At 58.2% G+C, this 22,067-nt stretch carries 21 protein-coding genes and 2 pseudogenes; 14 read left to right on the top strand and 9 right to left on the bottom strand.

The features are described 5' to 3' along the window. Positions 1-34: 34 nt before the first annotated feature. The gene (locus BM222_RS31900) at positions 35-1,249 is read right to left on the bottom strand and encodes an MFS transporter (protein ID WP_092237360.1); all 1,215 of its coding nucleotides are present in this window, start codon (positions 1,247-1,249) and stop codon (positions 35-37) included. Positions 1,250-1,421: 172 nt separating this feature from the next. On the opposite strand from BM222_RS31900, the gene gcvA reads away from it, so the two are divergent. Further along, positions 1,422-2,357: a transcriptional regulator GcvA gene (gene gcvA / locus BM222_RS31895; protein WP_092237354.1), complete on the top strand. Its 936-nt coding sequence runs from the start codon at positions 1,422-1,424 to the stop codon at positions 2,355-2,357. A gap of 35 nt (positions 2,358-2,392) precedes the next feature. Here the strand turns inward: gcvA and BM222_RS31890 are convergent, their stop codons facing one another. From BM222_RS31890 to BM222_RS31880, 3 genes are read right to left on the bottom strand one after another with little or no spacing between them, the layout of a single operon-like run. Then, complete coding sequence (locus BM222_RS31890; RefSeq protein WP_092237351.1) at positions 2,393-3,367, bottom strand: efflux RND transporter periplasmic adaptor subunit; 975 nt, start codon at positions 3,365-3,367, stop codon at positions 2,393-2,395. Beyond that, on the bottom strand, positions 3,364-3,582 hold the full coding sequence (locus BM222_RS31885) for a DUF1656 domain-containing protein (RefSeq protein ID WP_092237348.1): 219 nt from the start codon (positions 3,580-3,582) through the stop codon (positions 3,364-3,366). The genes BM222_RS31890 and BM222_RS31885 overlap by 4 nt, the downstream gene beginning before the upstream one ends. Then, positions 3,582-5,669, bottom strand: coding sequence for an FUSC family protein (locus BM222_RS31880; RefSeq protein WP_092237346.1), 2,088 nt, complete (start codon positions 5,667-5,669; stop codon positions 3,582-3,584). Before BM222_RS31880 ends, BM222_RS31885 begins: the two co-directional genes overlap by 1 nt. A 95-nt stretch (positions 5,670-5,764) precedes the next feature. Between BM222_RS31880 and BM222_RS31875 the strand changes: the two genes are divergently transcribed. After that, positions 5,765-6,598 carry an AraC family transcriptional regulator gene (locus BM222_RS31875; protein WP_092237451.1) on the top strand — a complete coding sequence of 278 codons (834 nt, stop codon included), beginning with the start codon at positions 5,765-5,767 and terminating at the stop codon, positions 6,596-6,598. A 52-nt stretch (positions 6,599-6,650) separates the two neighbouring features. Here BM222_RS31875 and ribB read toward each other — a convergent pair whose 3' ends face one another. From ribB to BM222_RS31855, 5 genes and pseudogenes are all read right to left on the bottom strand, one after another. Beyond that, entirely contained in the window at positions 6,651-7,727 is a 1,077-nt protein-coding gene (gene ribB / locus BM222_RS31870) for a 3,4-dihydroxy-2-butanone-4-phosphate synthase (protein ID WP_092237343.1), read from the bottom strand. Between the two features lie 132 nt (positions 7,728-7,859). Beyond that, positions 7,860-8,486, bottom strand: coding sequence for an Lrp/AsnC family transcriptional regulator (locus BM222_RS31865; RefSeq protein ID WP_092237341.1), 627 nt, complete (start codon positions 8,484-8,486; stop codon positions 7,860-7,862). Positions 8,487-8,776: 290 nt separating this feature from the next. Then, positions 8,777-9,175, bottom strand: a complete 399-nt coding sequence (locus BM222_RS43495) for a hypothetical protein (protein WP_502690965.1) — start codon at positions 9,173-9,175, stop codon at positions 8,777-8,779. An 8-nt stretch (positions 9,176-9,183) separates the two neighbouring features. Beyond that, the gene (locus BM222_RS43490) at positions 9,184-9,888 is read right to left on the bottom strand and encodes an IS110 family transposase (protein ID WP_502690964.1); all 705 of its coding nucleotides are present in this window, start codon (positions 9,886-9,888) and stop codon (positions 9,184-9,186) included. 420 nt (positions 9,889-10,308) lie between these two features. Next, positions 10,309-10,737 (bottom strand): annotated as a pseudogene (locus tag BM222_RS31855) (DUF2083 domain-containing protein); the annotation flags it as partial. Here BM222_RS31855 and BM222_RS31850 point away from each other — a divergent pair. The 12 genes and pseudogenes from BM222_RS31850 to BM222_RS31795 all read left to right on the top strand — a co-directional run. Further along, positions 10,730-11,334: pseudogene (locus BM222_RS31850) on the top strand (methylmalonyl-CoA mutase family protein); the annotation flags it as partial. The pseudogenes BM222_RS31855 and BM222_RS31850 overlap by 8 nt on opposite strands. A 397-nt stretch (positions 11,335-11,731) precedes the next feature. Then, entirely contained in the window at positions 11,732-12,091 is a 360-nt protein-coding gene (locus tag BM222_RS31845) for a VOC family protein (RefSeq protein WP_092237338.1), read from the top strand. Between the two features lie 111 nt (positions 12,092-12,202). Continuing rightward, the gene (locus BM222_RS31840; protein WP_244547340.1) at positions 12,203-12,658 is read left to right on the top strand and encodes a flavin reductase family protein; all 456 of its coding nucleotides are present in this window, start codon (positions 12,203-12,205) and stop codon (positions 12,656-12,658) included. A 246-nt stretch (positions 12,659-12,904) separates the two neighbouring features. Continuing rightward, positions 12,905-13,774, top strand: a complete 870-nt coding sequence (locus tag BM222_RS31835; RefSeq protein WP_092237334.1) for a branched-chain amino acid ABC transporter permease — start codon at positions 12,905-12,907, stop codon at positions 13,772-13,774. After that, positions 13,758-14,789 carry a branched-chain amino acid ABC transporter permease gene (locus BM222_RS31830; protein WP_244547339.1) on the top strand — a complete coding sequence of 344 codons (1,032 nt, stop codon included), beginning with the start codon at positions 13,758-13,760 and terminating at the stop codon, positions 14,787-14,789. The genes BM222_RS31835 and BM222_RS31830 overlap by 17 nt, the downstream gene beginning before the upstream one ends. Next, positions 14,786-15,511, top strand: coding sequence for an ABC transporter ATP-binding protein (locus BM222_RS31825; RefSeq protein ID WP_092237331.1), 726 nt, complete (start codon positions 14,786-14,788; stop codon positions 15,509-15,511). Before BM222_RS31830 ends, BM222_RS31825 begins: the two co-directional genes overlap by 4 nt. Further along, entirely contained in the window at positions 15,504-16,223 is a 720-nt protein-coding gene (locus BM222_RS31820; protein WP_092237328.1) for an ABC transporter ATP-binding protein, read from the top strand. The genes BM222_RS31825 and BM222_RS31820 overlap by 8 nt, the downstream gene beginning before the upstream one ends. Positions 16,224-16,424: 201 nt before the next feature. Next, on the top strand, positions 16,425-17,186 hold the full coding sequence (locus BM222_RS31815) for an enoyl-CoA hydratase/isomerase family protein (RefSeq protein ID WP_092237325.1): 762 nt from the start codon (positions 16,425-16,427) through the stop codon (positions 17,184-17,186). Between the two features lie 6 nt (positions 17,187-17,192). Further along, entirely contained in the window at positions 17,193-17,960 is a 768-nt protein-coding gene (locus BM222_RS31810; RefSeq protein ID WP_092237322.1) for a creatininase family protein, read from the top strand. Between the two features lie 219 nt (positions 17,961-18,179). Further along, on the top strand, positions 18,180-19,310 hold the full coding sequence (locus BM222_RS31805; protein WP_092237319.1) for an LLM class flavin-dependent oxidoreductase: 1,131 nt from the start codon (positions 18,180-18,182) through the stop codon (positions 19,308-19,310). Positions 19,311-19,339: 29 nt separating this feature from the next. Continuing rightward, positions 19,340-20,119 (top strand): enoyl-CoA hydratase/isomerase family protein, encoded by a 780-nt coding sequence (locus tag BM222_RS31800; RefSeq protein ID WP_092237316.1) that lies wholly within the window; start codon positions 19,340-19,342, stop codon positions 20,117-20,119. A 1-nt stretch (position 20,120) separates the two neighbouring features. Then, positions 20,121-21,992 (top strand): AMP-dependent synthetase/ligase, encoded by a 1,872-nt coding sequence (locus BM222_RS31795; RefSeq protein ID WP_092237313.1) that lies wholly within the window; start codon positions 20,121-20,123, stop codon positions 21,990-21,992. Positions 21,993-22,067: the final 75 nt, after the last annotated feature.

Raw genomic sequence — 22,067 nt, 5'->3', positions numbered from 1 at the left:
GGGCCCGCGACTGCCGGAATAGGACGGGCCGTGATCAAACGGATCCCGTGATTGGGCCGCACAGATCGCGTCGCAGCAGCAGCACGAGTGGGACGATCAGGGCGGCGGTCGCAGCTGAAGTCAGCACGCCGATCGTTCGACTGCTGTGATCGGCAATGGCGCCGTACAGGATCGGTGCGAGACCTCCAGCGCCGATGACGCTCGTATAGAAGATCGCAAATGCCTGCCCAGTATCGCCGTCGGAATGCTCCGGCACGGAGCCATAGAGCACTGAAGAGGTGCCGTTTAGCACGATGCCGAGCAGTGGCAGCAGGATGAGGGTTGGTGTCAGTGGCGTGAACAGCGTCGCTAGAATCAGCAAGGCTGTCGCGGCTTCAGTGACAATGACGCTCGCGACAACACCCAGTCGCTCCCCGAGCCAGCCACAGATCGCCTTGCCCGACGCACCGCCGGTGAAGAGAAGGGCGAGTGCGATTCCAACGCTGGGCAGGCGGCCGCCGTCTCCGTGAATGAGAAAGGGCAGAAAGAGCAAATAGCCCATGCGGGTCGCCGTATCGAGCCCGCCGACTGTCGTGAGGATGACGAAACCGCGGCGGCCACGACCAGGCGTCACCTCCCGCGGCACACTCCACGTCCCGGACGCGGTCGGCGCGAGTGACGCCAGCGCGACCACCAGGACCAGCCCCAGTACGGCTATCATGCCCAGCACCCATTCCCAGGCGACGGCCGGCAGGAGCACTGCGATAAGGGCCGGCAACACGGCCTTTCCGAGATCGCCGGAGAAATTGTAGACGCCGAGTGGCCCTCGCGACTCCGGGCTATAGCTGTCCGTGACAAGCATCGAGCCGCGGGGGTGCTGGATGCTCGATCCGATTCCAGCCACCACAACCCCGACGCAAAGGCCCGTAAAGCCGAACGGCAGTGCCATGATCAGTAAACCCGCCGCCGCGGCGGCCGTGGATATGATGAGCGCCCCGCGCGCCGAACGGCCGCGAAGAACTCGATCGGCCGGAATCTGCATAACCCCCATCGTCCCGAAATACAGCGCGCGCACGACGGCAAGTGCCGCATAGGACAGGCCGAACTGCGCCTGCCAGACCGGCAGCAAGGCATAGAGACCGTCAGTATAGCCGTCATGAACTGCCTGGGTGAGGCAGGCCGCCAGCAGCCTGCGGGATTTCGTCGAGGCCGACAAGCCTGAAGCAGGTTCGCCTGGACGGCTCGCTGCGGGAGTGGCTGCGTCATTCATTCCGCCGGTTTCCGGACTGACGGGGAGTTCCTCCAGTGATAGAAAATCTATGCATTGGCCTTGCGAGATATTGCCCGGGTGCGCTGGGGAATTGCGATGAATCCATCCTGGGCAATTAAGGTGGCCTGTACAAACCACTAATATTGGATCGATGAGTTAGGATTTCTATCAGATGGGGATTTCCGCGCGACGCAGGACCTTGCCGCCTCTCAATGCCGTCCGCGCCTTCGAAGCGGCAGCCCGCCTTGGCAGTTTCAAGGAGGCGGCCAGCGAATTGGGCGTGACGCATGGCGCGATCAGTCAGCAGGTGCGCCTGCTTGAGGACCGGTTGGGGGCGCCGGCGCTATTCTGGCGATCAACGCGGCAGGTCACTCTCACGCCTGCCGGCGCGGCGCTATTCGAAGAGATCAGCCCGGCGCTCGACCGCATTGCGTTCGCCGTCCAGCGGCATCGTGCAACCCACGGGGAAGGGCCGGCCGCCGTGCTGCGCGTCAATGCGCTGGCGACCTTTAGCATGCGCTGGCTGCTTCCGCGGCTAAGCCGTTTCCGTGACGAGCGACCGGACATCGAAGTCCGCCTCACCACGTCGAACGAGCCGATCGATGCGCTTGCGGATACGTTTGACGTGGTCATCCGTGGCGGCCCGGATTCATTCCATGGCTTCACGTCGCGGCTGTTTCTTTCGGAGCGGCGCCTGCCGATCTGCAGCCCGGCACTGGTCACCAAACTTCCCCTGGAGGAAATTTCCCATCTCACGCAGCACACATTGCTGAATGTCACGTCGATGCCGCGGCTTTGGCAAGATTGGTTGACGAAAGCCGGACATCCTCGCCTTACCGCGATGGCGACGCTAACATTCGATCACTTCTTCCTGACTATCCAGGCGGCGATCGACGGTTTGGGCGTAGCAATGGGACCGACTGCTCTGATCAGCGATGAGGTCGCCGCGGGCCGCTTGATCACGCCGTTTCCAGACGTCAGCCTTCCAGCAAGGAGCTACTTCGCGTACCTGCCCGCAGAGAGCGAAAGCGGTTCACAAACTGCCGTGTTTTGCGATTGGCTGGAAGAAGAGGGGCGGCAATCCGCTGGCGACCCAACGGCGACATGACATAGGCGAGCAGGGTTGAGCAGCCGGCCGGCACCTCACCTTTTCGTGGACGATTGATCACTGTCTGGTGCTGTTACAGATTCAATGCGTCCCGGAAAAAAACGCAAGAGACGTGTCGCGAACATTGTCGTAATCGTTGGAATGGCGCTATTGTTGCTATCGATCTGAATTGTGACGGTTCGCCCAGCGATCAGATCATCCGTGTGTTCCACATCGAGCTTGATTCGTACGGGAATTCGCTGTGCAAGTCGGACCCATGAGAAGGTGGGATTGATGTTAGCCAGCATGCTCGCGCCGGAACTCCGTTCGCGATCTTCAATTCCGTGGGCGATGCTCTCGACCTCTCCCCTTATCCTCGGGCCTCCCATCAGAATGACGTCGGCAGGATCGCCTACATGGATGCGTGCGAGCTTCGTTTCTTCAAAGTAGCCTTCCGCGTGCACCGTACCGGTTTCGATCAGGGCCAGTATGCCTCGTCCGGGCGGCAGATAAGTGCCCGGCCGGAGATCGAAGTTCGTTACAAGACCATTCACCGGTGCGCGGATTTCTGATCGGATCAGGTTGAGATGTGCTATTTCCAGATCCACAAGAGCTTGATTGTAAGTTGCCCTGGCCTGGAGGTCAGCCGCGCGAACCGTCTCGCGCTGCTGTTGAGAGACAACGCCATCGCTGAGCTTTTCGTAGCGGGTACGGTCATTCGACGCCCTTTCAAGGGCAGCTTCGCGGCTCGCGACCACGGCTTCTGCCTGCTCGACGGCGAGGCGGAATCTTTGTGGATCCAGTCGGATGAGCACGTCACCTTTGCGAACCGCCTGATTGTCCTTGATCAGAACATCCTGGACCAGGCCGGGGACCTCCGAAGCCACGGCTACGACGTCGGCGCGGACGCGGCCGTCACGCGTCCAGGGTGCCTCCTCGTAGTGGTCCCACAAGTGGATACCAATCGGGGCCGCAATTGCGACGGCCAGACCCGTAACAGCGATGGCTGCGATCGAACGTGCGTTGGTCATGCCAGAAACCTTCCCAATAGTGTGTAGCAGATGTCCGCGAGGATCACGAAGATTGCGAAATCGAATAGCGCTGGGTGCCATGCGAAGCTCCTGATCTCCAATGAAGCAACGCGTCTGAGCGTTGCGGATAGTCCCACCGCTAGCCCGAGCGCGAAGATACAGGCGACGACAAAGGTCGGTACAAAAACACCCGCGACGTTGATCTCTTCGGTCATCACACAACTCCATCAGAGCTAGGAGCAGGTGCATCGGGAAACAGCGCGCGGCGTAAACCAACCAGCGAGACGAGCCTTGTTAGCTGGATAGCGGCGCCCGATTTGCAGCATTCGCGGAGTTCTGAATCGATGGTCGCGCGCAATGCCTGCCTTTCAACGGGACGAAGCTCGTTATTCCCAGCTGCAAACCATCGGAAGGCTTGCGCCAGTTTGGTAAGAAGACATTCAAGACGTTCGCTCCGTTGGTCGTTCGCGTTCGTCACGCTCGATTTCAGGTCGAGCAGATCCAGTCCCATCTGCAGAGCGGCGAGCGAGCGGCCAGCTTCTGTTTCTACATCCGAGCCAGAGAGGGCCAATCTCGGAGCGACCAGGCCCAGACGGTCCAGCATTACGGCCGCCCAGCGTTCTCGGTTCATTGGTCTGCGGGCTCTAGCGAGGTTTGCCAGATCGACCCAGCCGTGCCGGATCAGGCGTTTGGCGGCGTGCTTTGCGGTCACACTGCGAAATACGCGAACTGCCAGGAACGCCACCATAAGACCGATGAGCGACGCGGCATCGACGTTAGCGAACGAGACGAAGTCGGCTAGAAACCTGTTCTGCAGATCGAGCGCCCCGATCAAACCGAGCCCGAGAGCCAACGCTTTTACAATGTGACGCGGGTTGGCCTGTAGGTAGCCGATGATGAGAAACGGGGGCGCCAGCGAGGCCGCCAACATGGGAAACCCATCGATTGCTGGGAAAATGACAAAGAGGTAGATGGCTGCGATAGGCAGCGACGCCATGGTCCAGACGGTGTAGGACATCAGCGTGGGTGCAGGATCGTCGAGGCTACTGTAGAGCGCTGCAGCAATAGCTGCGATTTGCGCGGCGATGCCTCCTTCGGGCCATGCCGTGGCAATCCAGACCGCGGCGCAGCCAAGGACCGCCGCAAAAAAAGCGGCGACGGATAACGCCGCGAGACGCTGGTCTCGATGGAGGGTTCTCTTGGCACGATGGACTTTGGAAGCAGATGCCGTCACCAGCACCAGCTGGGGAACAACTGTGGATCCATGGATAACCGCATTTAGCTCCAGGATCGCGGCCAATGTTTCGATCATCGCCGATGATTTGGCTATCAAGCTGGATACGAGAAGCGTATCCCATTCGCTTTGTGTGGCAGAAGGTGCAACCTTGAATTCTGCGCAGAGACGCATCAGGTCGTCTGCGCTGTGCTGCGATAGAGGTGGGGTCCGCACCCATTCGCCTAGCTTTGAGAGAAGCTGATCCAGTTCCGGCGTACGCCGCTCCCCCAGCGCATCCAGCCTATCTTCGATCGCTGTCAGTGTTGGAAGAACGAGCGCGAGCTTGTCCTGCAGGGCTCGAATCGCCCGGATCGGCGGTTTCGCTGCTCCTGTGTCGTAACGAAGATGGGTCGACAATACTTCGAACTGTGTAACGTCAGAAGCCAGCCGCCAGCGTGCCGCGTTAGCCTTGGTGGGAGAATGATTGAGGAAGGCTTCGGTCGTCCAAGCGCAGGTAGCATGAACCGCTGCATCAATTGACCTGATCAAGGCGCCGGTGACGTCACTTGGAAACAGCAGGGTATGAACGGCTGTTGCGCAGCAAATGCCGAGCACGATTTCCTCGACGCGGGCCAGAGCGACGTCGAACACCAGATGTGGAGCGGCTACGCTCGAGAACGCGACGGTCGTCGCCGTATAGCCGGCCAGCAGAAAGGCGTAGCTGCTGGGAGTGCGATCCTGGAGGGAAACGTACAGACAAAACGCGGCCCAGCTCGTGATGGCGGCCGTCATCAGGAATGGCTGATTGACCAGCAATGGGACAAAAGCCACGGCTGCGCTGGAGCCGAGCAGGGTGCCGAGCAAGCGGTAAACGGCGCGCGAACGAACGGCGCCGGCGAACGGCTGGGCAGTGAGATAGACAGTGAGCATCGCCCAATAGGGCCTTTGCAGACCCAGACGAAACGCCAGGTAGATAGCGAGCATCGCTGCGATGAACGAGTTGGCCGAAAACAGCGCCCATCTGGGGTCAAAGCTGCCGGCAAAAATGGCGCCTCCAAAAATGCGGGAGAGGAGGGTTCGATTCATCGTTTGAATTCCGGGTCTGACAAGCACCGGAACGATAGAACTTGCGGCTCCCAACGAATTTCGCTACTTTACCAAATAATTGCTAAAAGATGACAATGCGCGGCTCGCTACTTCGGTACTTTCATGAGATGGATCCGGACTCGCTCGACCGTCCGGTCGTCGCACTCATGGTCGACACGCAGGAGAAAGAGGACGAAATTCCGATCCACACACATCGGAAAGGGCAGTTGGTTCTGGCCCAACGGGGGAGCGTGACATGCGAGGTCCCCAGTGGACTTTGGATGGTGCCTCCGCGATGCGGCGTATGGATTCCTGGCGGTATGCCGCACAGCAACCGCGCGACAGCCAATGCCAGTATCTACTTCTTGTACGTGGATATGAATGCGGCGTCCGTTCCGCAGGAGTGTTGCACGTTGTCGATCACTCCTCTGCTGCATGAGGTTATTCATCGTCTGGCGACATTGGCACCCCTCTATGATGAGGAAGGTCCGACAGCCCATATAGTCGCGGTTTTGCTAAACGAACTCATCGAGATGCCGACAGAGCAGTTGCATCTGCCGGTTACGCGCCATTCAAAGTTGCGTGCGATTGCAGATGCCTTGATGGAGAACCCGGCGGATCGCCGCACAGTCACGGAATGGGCCGAGGCGATGGCCTTGGGGGAGCGAACCTTGATGCGCCTCGTCGTCGCAGAGACCGGCATGACGTTCAGTCGATGGCGCCAACAATTGCACATTATCATTGCGCTTCAGCGACTCTCCGCGGGAGACTCCGTGCAATCTGTATCCGAGGTTCTCGGTTACGACTCCGTCAGCGCATTTATTACGATGTTCAAGAAAGCGCTTGGTAAATCGCCAGCGCGGTATTTCTCCGATGGCGTCAAGCGAGGCGAACGGGGGTCAGAGGTGCATGTCGCCTCGCGGCCTTGAGCGAAACGGCGTGGTCGCGAAGGCGCTGCGTGCTCTGTCCTTAACAAGTTTATCAGAGTTGCTCGCTCCTGATGATTTCGATGCCGAATCCTGCAAGCCCTTTGAAGTGATGGGTGGACGACGTCAAATGGCGGATTGAGGTTATGCCAAGATCGCGCAATATCTGCGCGCCAACGCCGATCTCGCGCCACTGCCGGTTGCGGTGCTCTTCCGAAGAGGACGATGGGAGCAGGGGTTCTAGTGGAACACCAGCCGCGCCGTCTCTTAGATAAATAAGTACACCACCTCCGTTGTCCTTAAAGCGTTGAAGTACGACGTTCATCTTTGCTTGGGCCTCTCCCGAGAACATGTCCCGTATGATGTTCGGTTTGTAAAATCGCGTCAGTACGTTTTTGCCGTCTCCGATCCCGCCATATACATAAGCCACGTGGTGGATCGGATCGAATGGCGTACGATACGAGTATCCCTGTAGCGGCCCGATCGGGCTGTCGGCGGTTACACTTGAGATCCTTTCAACCAACTTCTCACGCGCCTGCCGGAAGCCTATGATGTCGGCAATCGTTACGTGCTTCAAAGCGTGCCTGGCGGCGAACTCTCGAACTTGCGAGCCCTTCATCACGGATCCGTCATCATTCATCAGTTCACTGATGACTCCGACCGGAGCCAATCCGGTCAACCAGCACAGGTCGACCGCAGCTTCGGTATGACCCGATCGCATCAGGACGCCGCCCTGCTTTGAAACAAGAGGGAAGATATGGCCTGGGCGTGCAAAATCGTTTGCGCCGACGTTGGGATTAGTCAGTGCCCGGCAACAGGATGCGCGTTCTTCAGCTGAGATCCCGGTCCCACCATTAGGTTTGTAGTCGATCGAGACAGTGAAAGCGGTGGTGTGGTTAGAGTCGTTGTCGATGACCATTGGATCTAGCCTCAATCGACGCGCAAGCTCGGACGGGATAGGAGCGCAGACGATTCCGGAGGTGTGGCGGATAATAAACGCCATCTTTTCGGTTGAACAAAGCGATGCTGCGACGACGAGATCTCCTTCGCCTTCTCGATCATCATCGTCCGTGACTACGATGATCTCTCCTTCAGAGAATGCTTTCAGTGCGGCAGAGATCGACTCAGTCATTTGTCCCTCAGTGCGTTTGGTCCGCTCAATCGCCGAAGGCATGTTCGACGCGTCCGCTCTGGCCCGCTCTCAGCCGCGGCCGTGACGGAAGCGTTCGAGACGATCATTTCCGACAGCACGTATTGCTTGGCGCTAAAGGCCGGCTGTGCTGTGAGCGAAGACTCGTGAGTTGTCGATGTTCATTCCGCCATCGAGCCTAGCCTGAGTCGACGCATCATACTGGGGTTTGGCTGGTCTCTCGATACGCCTTGACGCCGGGTTGCCCGACTTGATCTGAACGGGACGGCTTGCGTCGATAGGGAGCACCGTCTTGTAGGAAATTCGTTTTAAGGCCAGGCTTGATCGAATGCTGGAAATACCCGGGATACGTGAGAGCTTGTTCACGATGAGGTCTTCAAGAGCTTCGATATCTGACACCATGACTCGAAGAAGATAATCGCTATCCCCCGTCATCAAATAGCACTCCATCACCTCACCCAGGCGATCTATCGTGCGTGTAAAGCTCTCGAGGGACGGTTGGGCCTGCTTTTCAAGTTTGACCTGTATGAAAGCAGTGACGCCGATACCGAGAACTGCCGGGTCCAGCACGGCAATTCTTCGGTCAATGACTCCCAATTTTTCAAGTGTGCGTACTCGAGCGAGGCAGGGGGATGGTGAGAGATTGACGCGGGAAGCGAGCTCTACGTTTGTCAAGCTGGCGTTCTGCTGCAATTCGTTCAGGATCTTGATGTCAATCCTATCCAAAGCTGTCGTCGTCATTTCGGTTCCTCCTGTGGGCAAGCGTTCGTCATTGCATCGAGGCCCGGCCCCTCGCGTTATTCCGCGTGATGACATCTCGATGAAACGAATGATAACCGCGACCGGGCACGTAGAATTTCGATAAAATGACGACTGATATCGAAAAACGGACAATCTCTTTGCCCGCGCTAAAGGCGAAGCCACTGAAGGTTGGTCGACTGCCGACGCACTCGGCCACAAAGCGTCTGACGGGCATTCCCTCTGCCGTGCTCCCGCCTCCGCCCATGCACGAAGATGAGAAGTGAGCCTAGTCAGGCCGGCTGCACTTGCCTGGCAACGGCCCACATGAACCCGACCAATTCACGGGCGATAGCGGCGCAGAACACCGTCGTTCGCTTGCCGCGCGCAGCCAACTTCCGGTAGCGGGCCGTCAAGCGGCTCTGCGCTTTCCAAGCAATCTCTCGCACTGCTGGCGACGTTTGCTCGAGCCGGTATAGCTTTGTCTTGCCGATCTTCGGCGGGTGTCGATATGTCCAGGCGCTCTCGACCAACATGTGGCGAACGCGGCCGTTGCCGGCCTTTGGTGATCCCGCCCCGCCTGACGGTCTCCCCAGACGATCGCTCGCCCGCCACCAGGCCGAGATAACCCATGATAGTTGACGGGGGCTCTCAAACCGGCTCACGTCACCGACTTCGGTTGCGAATGTCACCGCGACGATCAGATCGATGCCTCGCAATGTCTGAAGCACCCGTACGAGTGGCTCCAGAGACCATACCGAGACGAACTCTTCGAGCGTGCGCTCCAGACGTTCGACCCGCTCCCTGGCGACGCGAACTGCTTCGACCATCTCCTGGAGCGCGATCTGATGTGCGGGGTGATCGAACTGTGCTCCTGAAGCCAGCGCAGATAACGCATCGTCCAACCTTTCTTGCGAGGGTAGGTACGGCCGTGCTTGAGCATGAAGGCGCTCACCTGTTGCCGGTGAACCCTCAGCGCCTCAACCGCTGCCGCTCGCGCGCGAACGAGATCCCGCATCGCCTCGTGGCCTTCATCGGGAACCCATACCGCAGTCAGCTCGCCACCGCGTAGCAGACGCGCGAGAGAAACGGCGTCCCGGCGATTCGTCTTCACCCGATCGCCCGCCTTCCTTGGGATCGGGGATGGCGCCACCACCGTGCACTCGTGGCCGAGCGACCGGATCAGGCGATAAAGACCATAGCCGGTCGGGCCGGCTTCGTAACAGAAGGGGACGCGGTCAAACCGGTTGGCGATCCGTTCTAAGACGCGGCGCATGTTGGTGGCCGAAGCATCAACCTCACTGAAGAACCGAACTTCCCCCTCCCGGCCTGCGTCCGCAATCGCGACGGCATTTCTCAGCTTGGCCACATCGATTCCGACGAATGCTTCCCTATAATCTGCCACGGCTCGTCCTCCTGTGATGAGGATCGGCTCGGTCCGCCCGAGCAACCCTCGGACGCGCAGTGTAGGGCGAGCCACCTCATCGGCAGACACGGACATACGGCCTTACGACGCACTGAGCAATGCGCTTACAGACGGCAATCGCTGTCTGCCTGTATTGCTCTGCCTCTGAGGTGGTAGGCCGCCTTCGTGATCCGCATCACCAGCCATCCGGCCTGTAAGTCGTGCTGGTGCCTGAGATCGCCTGCCTGATCGATGCGTTCAGGCGTAAGGCGCAAATTCGGTTTAGCCGCCGCTTACGGGTGCTTCCGTGCATCGTCGGAAGCTGAAAAGTCAACGTCCCTTTGCTCCCGGTTTTCTTGCAGCCGTTACACTGTTGCGCCTCAAGAAGGAACGGTTGTCCGCCCTATTTCTCGCTACGATCTAGCTCGAAATCTGGTCGGGCAAGATGTCCCTGCGGTCGCGATCGATTTTCAGTCGGGTCTTGAGCGGCGGAATTGCGCGCTGGGCGCAGCTGGTCCGCTCGCAGATTCGACAGGAGATTCCGATCGGCTCGTAGGTGCTCTTGTTGGTGAGGTCGAGTCCGTCTGCATAGACGAAATCCTTCGCGTAGGAGACTTCGCATCCGAGCGCGATCGCGTACCGCGGGCGCGGCGCGCCGAAGCCGCAGCGGCCTGTCGAAAGTTCGGTCGCAATGCAGAGAAATCTGACGCCGTCCGGCGTCTCGGCGAGTTGCCGAATGATCTGGCTGGGTGCCTCGAACGCCAGATGAGCGTTCCAGAGTGGGCACGCCGGCCCGTACCGTGCAAATTACAGCTCTGCCGCGCTATGTCGCGTGGTGATTTTGGCGCTGCCGACCGATTTCTCGGCGCGTATCGCCCGCAACACCCAACTGTTCCTGCAGCAGGAGAGCGGGACCACCCGCATCATCGATCCCTTGGGCGGCTCCTACTATGTCGAGCGGCTGACACGCGATCTCGCAGCCAAAGCCTGGAGCCGCATCCAGGAGGTCGAAGAGCTCGGCGGCAGGGCGAAGGCAATCGAGGCCGGCTTGCCCAAACTGCCATCGAGGAAGCCTCGGCCAAGACCCAGGCCCGCATCGATGCCGGCAAGCAGGCGGTGATCGGCGTCAACAAGTACAAGCCGACCGACGAGGACAGAATCGAGATTTTGAAGGTCGACAACACCAAATGTCCGCCGGCTTCAGATCGACAAGCTGAAGTGGCTGAAAGCGGAGCGCAGCCAGAAGGACGTCGGCGCTGCGCTCGCCGCCATCACGCGGTCGGCCGGCGAAGGCAACGGCAATCTGCTCGCGCTCGCCATCGACGCGGCCCGGGCCAAGGCAACCGTGGGTGAGATTTCGGACGCGATGGAAAAAGTGTTCGGGCGGCACCGCGCCGAGATCAAGTCCATCACCGCGTCTACAAACGGGAGGCGTCCAGCATGGGCACCCAGGTCGCCTTCCGCCTCCTCGAAAGCATGCAGCCGAGTCCGACAAAGGGTAGGGTCGGCCGCCGGAAATGGTGAATCCACGAGCTGGCGCAGGGTAGAAGTTGCAGTGCCAGAGCTTTGTCATTAGCTCTGCTGAAACAACGGCAGAGTTGCCTCAAGTCTGCGCACGATCAGAACAGTTTGAACCCAGAAGAAACAAAATCATCTCCTCTCGCTTTACGGGTTGGCGTAGGAGTCTTGCGTCCGAGAGTAACAGCATAAAATGCTGACTGGTCATGCGGGGCGTGACGACTTTGAACATTAATGCCGAAGGGACAGCGCAACTATGATCACACAATTGTAGTCCTCGGCGGAGGCGTGAAACAACAGTCTACGCCAAGCAAGGAGTGAGAAGATGAAGCTTAAGCACGTCTATCTTACCGCTCCGGAACCCGAAGCATTAGTCCATTTTTACGAAGCGCTTGGATTGACGATACGCTTTTCCGATTGTGGCAAGTGGATTCAGTTCGCAGAAGATAAGGCTGCATTTTGCCTGGCAAGCCCGGCGGAATCCGCGTCCGAGCAGTCTCGGAATGCTGTTGTAGTATTCGAGGTGGAAGATATGGACGCCGCGCTTGAGCGAGCGCGGGCGGAGGGCGCTGAGCTCATCGGTAAAGTTCGGGACATGGGAGCGCATGGGCGCGTGGCCCATCTGAAAGATCCGCAACGGAACACAATTCAGTTCTTTCAGGCTGTAGCCAAGAAGGGCAGCTAACCGACTATCGGTTCAAATCTATCGGGGAAACCTATCACCATGAACTTCCGAGTGTCGCCTATGCCTAGTCAAGAAATCCCGGCGTTCAGTAGCAAGGAGTTCCGCAGTGCAATGCGCAACGTGCCGGGTGCAGTGTCTATCGTGACTACCGGGGTGCAACCTGGCAGGCACGGTTTGACGCTGACGGCCGGCTGCTCATTGTCGACCGAGCCATCGAGCGTGCTCGTCTGCGTGAACAAATCGGCTGGCGGTCACGATACGATAAAGCAGAGCAGGTCATTCTGCTGGAATATTCTCGCGGCGGATCACGCCGAGCTGGCAAGGAAGTTCTCGGGTCAGGACGGCAGCAAAGGTGACGTGCGCTTTACCGAGGCTTTGTGGCGCGAACTGATTACGGGAGCGCCAAGTCTGATCGATGCGATTTGTAGCTTTGATTGCCGATTGTCCGATTCTCACGATGCGGGCAGTCACACGATCTTCGTCGGTGAGGTGGTCGCACAGGCGATAAACGCGGATCGCGAACCCCTTGTCTATGTGAACGGCGAATTCACCGTACCGAAGCGTTAGAATTACCTTCGGTTTCGGGCTTGAGGCATGGCGGATCCTAGCAGGCCACTTCTGTGAACCGCCGTTCATAGTCAACAATGGTCAATTCTGGAGCAAGGGGGCAGCGATGAGCGTTGAGCGGACCAGGCGGAAAGCAGTTAGCGACGTCATCTCGATTTGGCGCGATGGAGGCCAGGCGCCAGTCGCGCCTTCGGGCATCCCAATGTCCTGGCTGCGGTGTCCACTCGTACCGTTCGTTGCTCACTAATGCTGTCACTTTGGCTCAACGTTCTTGCGAGCGGCATTCTGCTGGGTCTCGTCTATGGCCTGGTGGCGCTAGGGTTGACCATCATATTCGGCGTGATGCGGGTAGTAAACTTCGCGCACGGTGAGATGGTCGTCTTCGGCGTCTATATCGGATACTGGGCGGTCCGTCTTTGTAACGTCCCGATCATCGTAGCGGCCGCAATAGCTGCGGTCCTCATGTTCTTTTTCGGTTACCTCCTCGAAGCCTCGATAGTGAAGCGGTTCGTCAACCGGCCCCATCATTACCAATTCATTGTATTCATCGGCCTATCGCTGCTCTTTAGCGGCGTCCTTCTGGTCGCCTTCGGGCCTGACCCGCGTCCGACTGCCTCTGAACTGTCGTTTAGCACTGTATCACTCGGCTTCGTGACGCTCGATCTGGCGAGATTGCAGGCGGCGATAACCGCGGGTCTTCTTATCGCTCTGCTGGGAGTATACCTCCGGTTTTCCTCGTTTGGCCGGGCATTGCGAGCGGCCGCAGACAACCGGTTGGGAGGTCTTGTCGTTGGCTTGAACATTCCCCGAGTCTATGCGGTGACGTTTGGAATTGGTGCTGCCTGCGCCGGTGTGGCCGGCGCGCTGATATCTCCTCTGTTTGATGCCCAACCCTATCTCGCCGTTGACTTCACTCTTCTTGCTTTCGTGACAGTCATTGTCGGTGGTCTCGGCAGCTTCAGCGGGGCGCTGCTGGGAGGCCTCGTTATCGGGGTCGCCGAGGCGATTGCGGCGCTGATGTTCACACCGTCACTGAAAACGGCGCTTCCCTATGCGCTCCTCATCATCATCCTGATTTTCCGTCCGAGAGGGTTCTTCGGTGCAAAAGAGATTTGATGGCGGGCCTGAAATGAAGCGGTGGCTTGCTGGAGCGATGGTCTTCGTCGTTCTTACGTTGGTCGGCTCATTTGCAGATCCGTACCTTATCTCACTGATGACGATCGTGTTGCTATTCACTTTCCTGGGGCAGTCCTGGAACTTGATGCTCGGGATCGGCGGCCAGCTATCGATTGGCCATGCACTTTTTGTTGGGCTAGGGGCCTATTCGGTTGGCGTTCTCTACGTAAAGTACGGAATCTCGCCATGGATTGGCCTCTTCCTTGGAATGATCATTGCCGGGTCAGTCGGTGCGGCATTGGCGTGGCTGAGCTTCCGCTTCGAAGTGCGCGGGATTTATTTCGCGCTGCTGACGATTGCGGCTGCGGAGTTTGCCAGGATCATGTTCAGTGGATGGGAATTCGTTGGCGCAATGCAGGGACTGTTCTTTCCGGCGCCCACTGGCGAGATCGAATTCTTAATGCTCCGAGGCGGAGCTCGCTTTTACTACTTTGTCGCTCTTGCACTGGCTGCGCTGGGCATCGCGGGGACTGAACTCATTTCACGATCCTACCTCGGATACGTGTGGCGAGCGATGCGAGATGATGAACCGGCCGCAAGAGCGCTCGGCGTCCGCACTTTCCGGCACAAGATTCTTGTGATCTCCGTATCCGCCGCAGCGGCCGCGGCGGGCGGTGGGGTTCTGGGACTCGTGCAAGGGTCGATATTCCCGGACTCGATCATGGGTATGGGGCTCTCCGTTGATGTGCTGATTGGACCTGTGGTCGGTGGGCTGGGCACGACGTTCGGTCCTCTGATTGGTTCGCTTACCGCGATCCCTCTGAATCATCTGATGAGTGCCATCGGCGACAGTCTTCGGATCCCGGGGCTGAACAATATCACATACGGTATTGTCCTGATTTTGGTCGTCTGGTTTCTGCCAGTTGGCATCTGGCCGGCGATCGTGCGTCTCGGCGAAGCAATTCAGGCGCCGTCCAAAGTGTGGTTGCCGCACCTGAGAAAGGCCGAGGAATGACGGCTTTATTGGAAGTGAAGAACCTCTCCCGATCGTTCGGGGGATTGGTCGCGGTCAAGGACGTCAACTTTACGTTAGAGGCCGGACGTATTACTGCGCTCATCGGGCCAAATGGCGCGGGAAAGACAACCTGTTTCAACCTTGTGGCCGGCTCCCTGAGCCCCACCAGCGGGCAGGTGTTCTTCGAAGGACGCCAGATCAACAATACTTCTCCTGAAATTGTCTGCAGGATGGGCATCGCAAGAACATTTCAGATCGTTCGGCCAATGCGTGATATGTCCGTGCTCGAGAACGCAATGGTGGGCGCCTTCAGCTGGACTAAAAGCGTAAAGGAAGCCAAATCGAAAGCCTACGAATCCCTCGAAAGAGTCGGACTTGCCGGCAAGGCCAATGCGCGGACGGACCAGCTAACGCTCCCGGATAGGAAAATGCTGGAGACGGCGAAGGCGTTATCCACTCGCCCAAAACTGCTGTTGCTGGATGAGGTAATGGCAGGGCTTCGACCGACAGAAGCGGCGGGTGTCGTCCGGGTGTTGCAGACACTTGCCGAAGGCGGGCTGACGATCCTCCTGGTCGAACACGTTATGCGGATCGTGATGGAAGTCGCCTCGAACGTCGTCGTACTTCATCACGGCGCCAAGATCGCCGAGGGAAATCCCGCAGCAGTGGTCGCCGATCCGAAGGTTCTCGATAGCTATCTGGGGGCGGGCTTCCATGCTTGACGGGGCGCTCTTATCGATTGACGGGCTCTCTGTTGCCTACGACGGATCGATCGCACTAAACGGCGTCTCGCTGCAGATACGCAAAGGGGAGTTGATCTGCGTCGTTGGGGCGAATGGTGCAGGGAAGACGTCGCTCATCAGGTCAATCTCGGGTATAGTACGATCCTCGAGTGGCGTCGTAAAAATGAACGGCGCCAATATTACCGGGCTGCCCTCATGGGAGATCTGCGAACGCGGTATAGCGCAGGTCGCCGAGGGTCGGCAAATTTTTGGCAGCCTCTCTGTCGAGGAGAATCTTCTGCTGGGCGGATCGCTGAAGCGCGCGAAGGCCCATCAGCTCGAGACGCTTGAGTTCGTCTACCAGCTGTTCGATAGATTACGGGAGCGTAGACGGCAACTGGCCGGGACGTTATCCGGTGGTGAACAGCAAATGTTGGCGATTGGACGTGCGATCATGTCAAAGCCCGAAATCGTCATGTTCGACGAGCCGTCGATTGGGTTATCGCCTGCACTGACAGATGTGATGTTTGGCGTAGTGGAATCGCTCCATAAGCAAGGGATTACGGTGCTGCTGGTCGAACAGAACGTGGCGAAATCGCTTGCCTTGAGCGACCGTGGCTACGTTCTGGAGAATGGCTCAATCGTACTGCACGGATCGAGTCACGAACTGCTCAACAATTCCGAGATTCAACGCGCATATCTCGGAATGTAGCGGAGCTGTGGCGCACATTTCGCCGAGCACTGTATGCTCTCTCTCCTGCTGAAAACGGTCCCACAGACCAGCGGAATTGCAAAGCCGTCGAAGCAGATAATGCCGCGATGTGCCGCTGGGGCAACCTTTTGTGTCAAGGACTGCCGACGATGAAGCGGTGTACCGCAACCAATTTCGAGGTCCGTCGCCTAGACTCTACTCATGGTACAGGATGACGCCCTCTTAATCGATCGCGACCTTGACATGGTCACAATGACTATGAACAGGCCGCCAGCAAACGCGTTGAACAACGGGCTGGTTGAACGCTTGCTGGATGCCTTTCGGGCTCTCGCCAGCCAGGCGGCGCCGCCAGGTATTGTTCTGACTGGCCAAGGTGCCCGGTTCTTCAGTGCTGGCGGCGACATAAAGGAAGTGTCGGGCATCGAGATATCCCGGCCTCGTATGAGGTCGTTCCATGCGCTTCTTTGCGAGATGGAGCGATATCCAGCGCCGTTCGTATGTGCCGTCCGCGGTTACGCGGTCGGCGGCGCATTGGAATTTCTTCTGCACGCCGACTACGTGATCGCGAATGGCGAGTGCAAGATCGGCTTCCCGGAAATTAATCATGGTCTCTTGCCTGCAGCCAAAGGCATGCGGAAGGCGGTGCAGAGACTGGGACTTCGTGAAGCGCAATCACTGCTATATTGGGGCGAGCTGGTCGATGCAAGGAAGGCGCTTGCGATCGGAGCAATCGACGAGATTGCTGCGACTTCGGAGATAAAGTCCAGGGCGTTAGAAGTGTGTAAGCACCTTCGTGGAAAGGATCAAAGGCTATTTGCGGCCATCAAGCGTTCGCTGAACCTGACGGACCAGATGGACGACGCCTCCCTTGAGGCGATGACAATTGAGGATCTTGGGGCCTACCTGACGGGAGACAGTTCAGCAGATGCGCGGGCCCGATTTCTGTCGAAAAACGCAAAGTAGGCATTGATGACCGAATTCGCTTCTTCTGATGAAGTTCGACTGGAGTTGATGAATTTCGAGCAAGTGTCGGCGGCCCTGGCGCAGGGGACGTCGACGATCCTGGTACCGTGCGGGGCCGTCGAGCAACATGGACCGCATCTTCCTCTTTGCATGGATGCGGACCACGCTGATGCGCTCGCATCGAAAGTGGCACGGCATCTTGGAAATGTTTTGATCGCACCGACAATCAAGGTCGGCTGCTCAGCTCACCATCTCGTATTTCCCGGCACCATCTCCCTTCGTCCTGAAACGTTCGAAGCGATCTGCGTCGATTACTGCACAAGTCTCGCTCGGCACGGCTTCAAGCGGATCCTGCTGTTCTCGGGACACATCGGCAATTTTCCAATCCTGCGCGACATGCTTCCTCGATTGAAGCAGGCTATTCCCGAAGACGTCGAGATCGATGCATTCTCCGATTCGATCGCTTGGATCGACAGGTGGCGAAGCGCGGTCAAAGAGGCTGGCGCAGACCCAGATGCGGTTGGCGGGCATGCCGACATAGCGGAGACGTCTCTCATGCTGTATCTGCGTCCCGACAGCGTGCGGCCGGATCGGTTCGAGGCGGGGCATCTTGGCGCGCTGTCTGAAGAGCAACTTCGCTCCATGTGGAGAAACGGCGTCAAATCGGTCACTGCCAACGGCATCATTGGCGATCCGCATGGGTCGACTGCGGCAATTGGCAAGCGATGTCTTGAGGCGATAACCGAGCTCCTCGTCGCGTCCTTTGACAAATAGACCGGTCGTATCTAGCGCATCCCGCTCTTCGAGCACTGTCCCCAGGTAAATCGCCACGGCGTTGCGACGAAGGACGGCGATATCCTGAGACATGACGCGGTTCGGTTGCGTACAGCACAAAATTTGGAAAGTTGCGTAGCGAGACCCTGCCTTCGGACGAAAATATTGCTGTGCTTATGAAATGTTAGGCCATCTCGAAACTCCCTGAGGATTAAGAAGATGGCACTTACGTTCGGGTTTTGGTCGGAGCAGGAAACCCAGGTCGGGCAGAGTTATGCGCGCCGACTTCATGAGCTAGTGGACGAGGTGCGCCTCGCAGAAAAAATGGGGTTCGATTGCGCCTCGCTCTCCGAACAACACGTCGCATTGGGCGGCATTTCGAGCTCGGCGCCAGAGGTAGTCTATGGGTACCTCGCTGCCGTCACCTCGCGCATCAAGCTGAGGCCGGCGGTCACTTTGATGCCGCAGAAGATCAATCACGCCTTGCGGACCGCGGAGCGCCTGGCGGTGACGGACATTCTCTCGAACGGTCGCATGGAGTTCTACGCCGGTCGAGCCAATACCACCATTGCGATGCGCGCGTTCAACGTCGATCCGGCTGAGACGCTCGCTCAAATGGAGGAGGGGATCGCGCTTCTGAAGAAATCGATGCGCGAAGACATCTTCACCTTCGAGGGCAAGTACTACCAGGTTCCGCCGCGAATGCTTGTCCCGAAGCCCCAGCAGAAGCCCCATCCGGTCATCGGCATCGCTGCGACGAGCGAACGCAGTCACAGCTGGGCTGGCGCCGAAGGCCTCGCTGTGATGAGCAATTCAATCTACCAGGGATGGGAGGTTCAGGAAAAGCTGCTCAACTCCTATCGTCGATCCTGGAAGCGCGACGAGCTTGGGCCGCTCGAGCGCCCACGCATCGGCATTCCGCTCTTTTTTGGGATTGGTCCTACGGATCAGAAGGCGACGGAAGACTACGCCGAGCCGTTGATGAATTATGCGAAGATCTCGACCGACGCTTATCCGCGCTTGGCAAAGATTGCCGATGATTACGCGTACATGAGCGAGAGCGTACCCGCCATGGAGCGCGCCGCCAAGGACTGGGACTATCTGCTCAATCACTCGGCAACTACGGTTTGCGGAAGCCCCGATACCGTCATTCGACAGATCGAAAAGTTCCAGGCATTGGGCATTGATGAGGTCCTGCTGCATCTGGACTCCGTAAATCACGAGAAGATCATGGAAGCGATTGAAATGGTCGGGCGCTACGTCATCCCGCACTTCAATGACAGAAACAATGTTGTGCGGCCGACGGAGGAGATCCTCGGTCAGATTCGCGCCATGCGGCCGCAAAAGTAAAAGTTCCAGGAAAACACGGGAGTAGACCAATGTCGAAGCAGGGCTACAAATATCTGATTGTCGAGCGGCGTCCCAGCGGTGTTGCAGTCGTAACCATGAACCGCCCGGAAATCCTGAATGCGATCAACTGGGATATGCACCACGAGTTGGAGCGCGTCTTCGTCGAGCTGGACGACGACAAGGCGACACGCGCAATCGTGCTGACGGGCGCCGGGCGCGGCTTCTGTTCCGGTGGCGATCAGAAGACGCTCGACAAGAGCCCGATTCCTTCGCCGACCCGAGGTGGGCGTCATCTCATTCGGAATATGTTGGAAGTCGAAGTCCCGATTGTTGCTGCAGTCAACGGCGTTGCTGTCGGTTTGGGCGCGACGCTGGCGCTATTTTGCGATGTCATCTTCGCAAGTCCAACAGCACGGTTCGCTGATACGCATGTCACGGCGGGTGTCGTCGCAGGCGACGGAGGGGCTGTGATCTGGCCTCTCCTGATGGGGCCTGCCCGCGCGAAACACTATCTCATGACCGGCGAATTCATTTCCGCGGAAAAGGCGGCTTCCATCGGAATGATCAACGACGTCATTTCCGACAGAGACGTCAAGGAGGCCGCGATCGAATACGCTGAGATGCTTGCGAGCGGTCCAAAGGAAGCAATCATTTGGACGAAGTACAGCGTCAACAAGATCATCAAGCAGTATGCACACCTGCTGCTGGATACCTCAACGGCCCTGGAGACCATCACGTTCGCTTCGCCAGAGCGCAGAGATGCGGTCGCCGCTTTCGCCGAGAAGCGTAAGCGTTTCGCGGAGCGGTGAAATGGACGTCGAACATTTCACGTCGGGGGCTCAGTTCGCGGATGTCACCATTCCGCAGCTTCTGAGGTCTCGAAGAGCGGCGCGGCCGGACGAAATAGCTTTCAAGCAGAAGCGCCGGGGCGAATGGACTGCGACAACCTGGAGGCAGTATTCAGATCTGGTCGCCAATTTGGCCGCGGCCCTGCAGAGAGCCGGATTCAAACACGGTGACCGTGTGGCCATCATGGGAGACGTGTCCCAGGAGTGGCTGCTTGCGGACATGGCGACGATCTGCGCCGGCGGAGTGATGGTCGGCGTCTATTTTACGTCATCGCCAGAAGAAGTGGGCTACTACCTCAGCGATTCCGGAGCCTCTTTTGTCTTTGTCGGGAGCGAACTTCAACTGGATATTGTCCGCGCCTCCGGCCTGGCCGACACGTTGAGGAAAGTCATAGTGCTCGACCCGGAGTGGAAGGGAGCGGGCGGCTCCGCAAATGTTGTCCCGCTCCAGGAGTTCTTGAGAGGAATCGCGGTCGATGCTGAGTTGTTCCTGAGGGATCAGATTGCGAAATCAAGGGCAAGCGATCTCGCGAGCATCGGGTACACATCCGGTACGACGGGGTTTCCGAAAGGTGCGATGCTAAACCACCTTTCGCTACTCGCTGGCGCGCACTCAGTAACAACCTTCAATTCGAGTTTGCGTTCCGATGCGCATCGCGTCGTGGTGCATCTTCCGATGTCCCACACGGTTGCGCGCGCGCAGGCGACGACGTTGCCGCTGCTGATCCGGCTTGTGCCGTACTTTGGGGAATCGAGCGCTGATTTCGCTCAAACGATCAAGGAAGTGAAGCCAACCTACTTCATGGCTCCGCCGAGGTTCTATCAGAGGTTTGCCACCCAGATCCTCAGCAAGGTTCATTCGGGGTCGGAGAAGCAGAAGCAAGACTACCAATTTGCAATGACGATCGCTCGCAAGGCGCTCGACGACCGTCAGGCCGGCGGTGTGCCCAACCCGTTCATATCTGCCCTGTTCGCCGTCTGCCGGGAACGGATTTTCCGTCCCTTGCTTGCCGAGGTCGGGTTTGAAGAGCTCATCGTCACCTATACGTCGTCGGCTGCGATGCCTTCCGAACTCATGTCTCTGTGGCAGCTGTGGGGATTGCAGCTAAAGGAATGCTACGGGCAGACCGAGCTGGTTGGAGCGAACCTGGTCCAAATGGCTGAATGGCCGGAAGCGGGCACCGTAGGCGTCCCCGTGCATGACGCAGCGTGGGAAACTGCCGTTCTTGAAGACGGAGAAATGATCGTCAGAGGTCCCGGGCTCTTTGTCGGGTACTGGAATAAACCAGAGGAAACGAAGTCGGCCCTCCGCGATGGCTGGCTCTATACCGGCGATATCGTGGAGATTGGGCCGACAGGCCTGTTCAAGCTGGTCGATCGAAAGAAGGAGATCATCAACACATCGAACGGCAAATCGATCAGCCCCACGCAGATCGAGAACGAAATCCGGCAGAGTCCCTTCATCTCTGAAGCGGCGGTGATCGGAGAAGGAAAGAAGTATCTGACGGCGTTGATCGAAGTAGATGCGACCGCGACAATGGAGTGGGCCAAATCGCGTGATCTTCGTATTGCGCACTATTCGGATCTGGCGGACTCAGAGATCGTCGTTCGGATGGTTGAAGGCGAGATTGCTAAAGCAAATGCGCGGCTAGCGAGAGCCGAGCAGGTCAAGGCCTTTAGAATACTTCCGGAGGAGCTCTCTCCAGAGAATGGGGTGATGACGCCAACGCGGAAAAAGCGCCGCAAGCAGATAATGGAGCGGTACCGGTCACTGATCGACGCCCTCTATGACGACAGCGAGGAGAACCTGATCAAGACCGAGGTGGGAATATAATCTGAGCCCTTTCCGCTTCGTGCGATCATCAAGTGCGCCGGGCGCGTCTCGCAGCTGTGTTCGCGTTGCAACGCG

Source organism: Bradyrhizobium sp. Gha (assembly GCF_900113735.1).
GTDB lineage: Bacteria > Pseudomonadota > Alphaproteobacteria > Rhizobiales > Xanthobacteraceae > Bradyrhizobium.
Note: the sequence above shows the minus strand (reverse complement) of the source record. Positions and strands in the feature narration are given on the sequence as shown.

Bases quoted from the DNA above. Each gene is read 5' to 3' on its own strand.
- BM222_RS31795 (WP_092237313.1), top strand. From the start codon at position 20,121: ATGGACGTCGAACATTTCACGTCGGGGGCTCAGTTCGCGGATGTCACC.
- BM222_RS31840 (WP_244547340.1), top strand. From the start codon at position 12,203: ATGCGCAACGTGCCGGGTGCAGTGTCTATCGTGACTACCGGGGTGCAA.
- BM222_RS31835 (WP_092237334.1), top strand. From the start codon at position 12,905: ATGCTGTCACTTTGGCTCAACGTTCTTGCGAGCGGCATTCTGCTGGGT.
- BM222_RS31820 (WP_092237328.1), top strand. From the start codon at position 15,504: ATGCTTGACGGGGCGCTCTTATCGATTGACGGGCTCTCTGTTGCCTAC.
- BM222_RS31805 (WP_092237319.1), top strand. From the start codon at position 18,180: ATGGCACTTACGTTCGGGTTTTGGTCGGAGCAGGAAACCCAGGTCGGG.
- BM222_RS31845 (WP_092237338.1), top strand. From the start codon at position 11,732: ATGAAGCTTAAGCACGTCTATCTTACCGCTCCGGAACCCGAAGCATTA.
- BM222_RS31890 (WP_092237351.1), bottom strand. From the start codon at position 3,367: ATGACCAACGCACGTTCGATCGCAGCCATCGCTGTTACGGGTCTGGCC.
- gcvA (WP_092237354.1), top strand. From the start codon at position 1,422: ATGGGGATTTCCGCGCGACGCAGGACCTTGCCGCCTCTCAATGCCGTC.
- BM222_RS31880 (WP_092237346.1), bottom strand. From the start codon at position 5,669: ATGAATCGAACCCTCCTCTCCCGCATTTTTGGAGGCGCCATTTTTGCC.
- ribB (WP_092237343.1), bottom strand. From the start codon at position 7,727: ATGACTGAGTCGATCTCTGCCGCACTGAAAGCATTCTCTGAAGGAGAG.
- BM222_RS31885 (WP_092237348.1), bottom strand. From the start codon at position 3,582: ATGACCGAAGAGATCAACGTCGCGGGTGTTTTTGTACCGACCTTTGTC.
- BM222_RS31875 (WP_092237451.1), top strand. From the start codon at position 5,765: ATGCGCGGCTCGCTACTTCGGTACTTTCATGAGATGGATCCGGACTCG.
- BM222_RS31810 (WP_092237322.1), top strand. From the start codon at position 17,193: ATGACCGAATTCGCTTCTTCTGATGAAGTTCGACTGGAGTTGATGAAT.
- BM222_RS31900 (WP_092237360.1), bottom strand. From the start codon at position 1,249: ATGAATGACGCAGCCACTCCCGCAGCGAGCCGTCCAGGCGAACCTGCT.
- BM222_RS31825 (WP_092237331.1), top strand. From the start codon at position 14,786: ATGACGGCTTTATTGGAAGTGAAGAACCTCTCCCGATCGTTCGGGGGA.
- BM222_RS31800 (WP_092237316.1), top strand. From the start codon at position 19,340: ATGTCGAAGCAGGGCTACAAATATCTGATTGTCGAGCGGCGTCCCAGC.
- BM222_RS31865 (WP_092237341.1), bottom strand. From the start codon at position 8,486: ATGACGACGACAGCTTTGGATAGGATTGACATCAAGATCCTGAACGAA.
- BM222_RS31815 (WP_092237325.1), top strand. From the start codon at position 16,425: ATGGTACAGGATGACGCCCTCTTAATCGATCGCGACCTTGACATGGTC.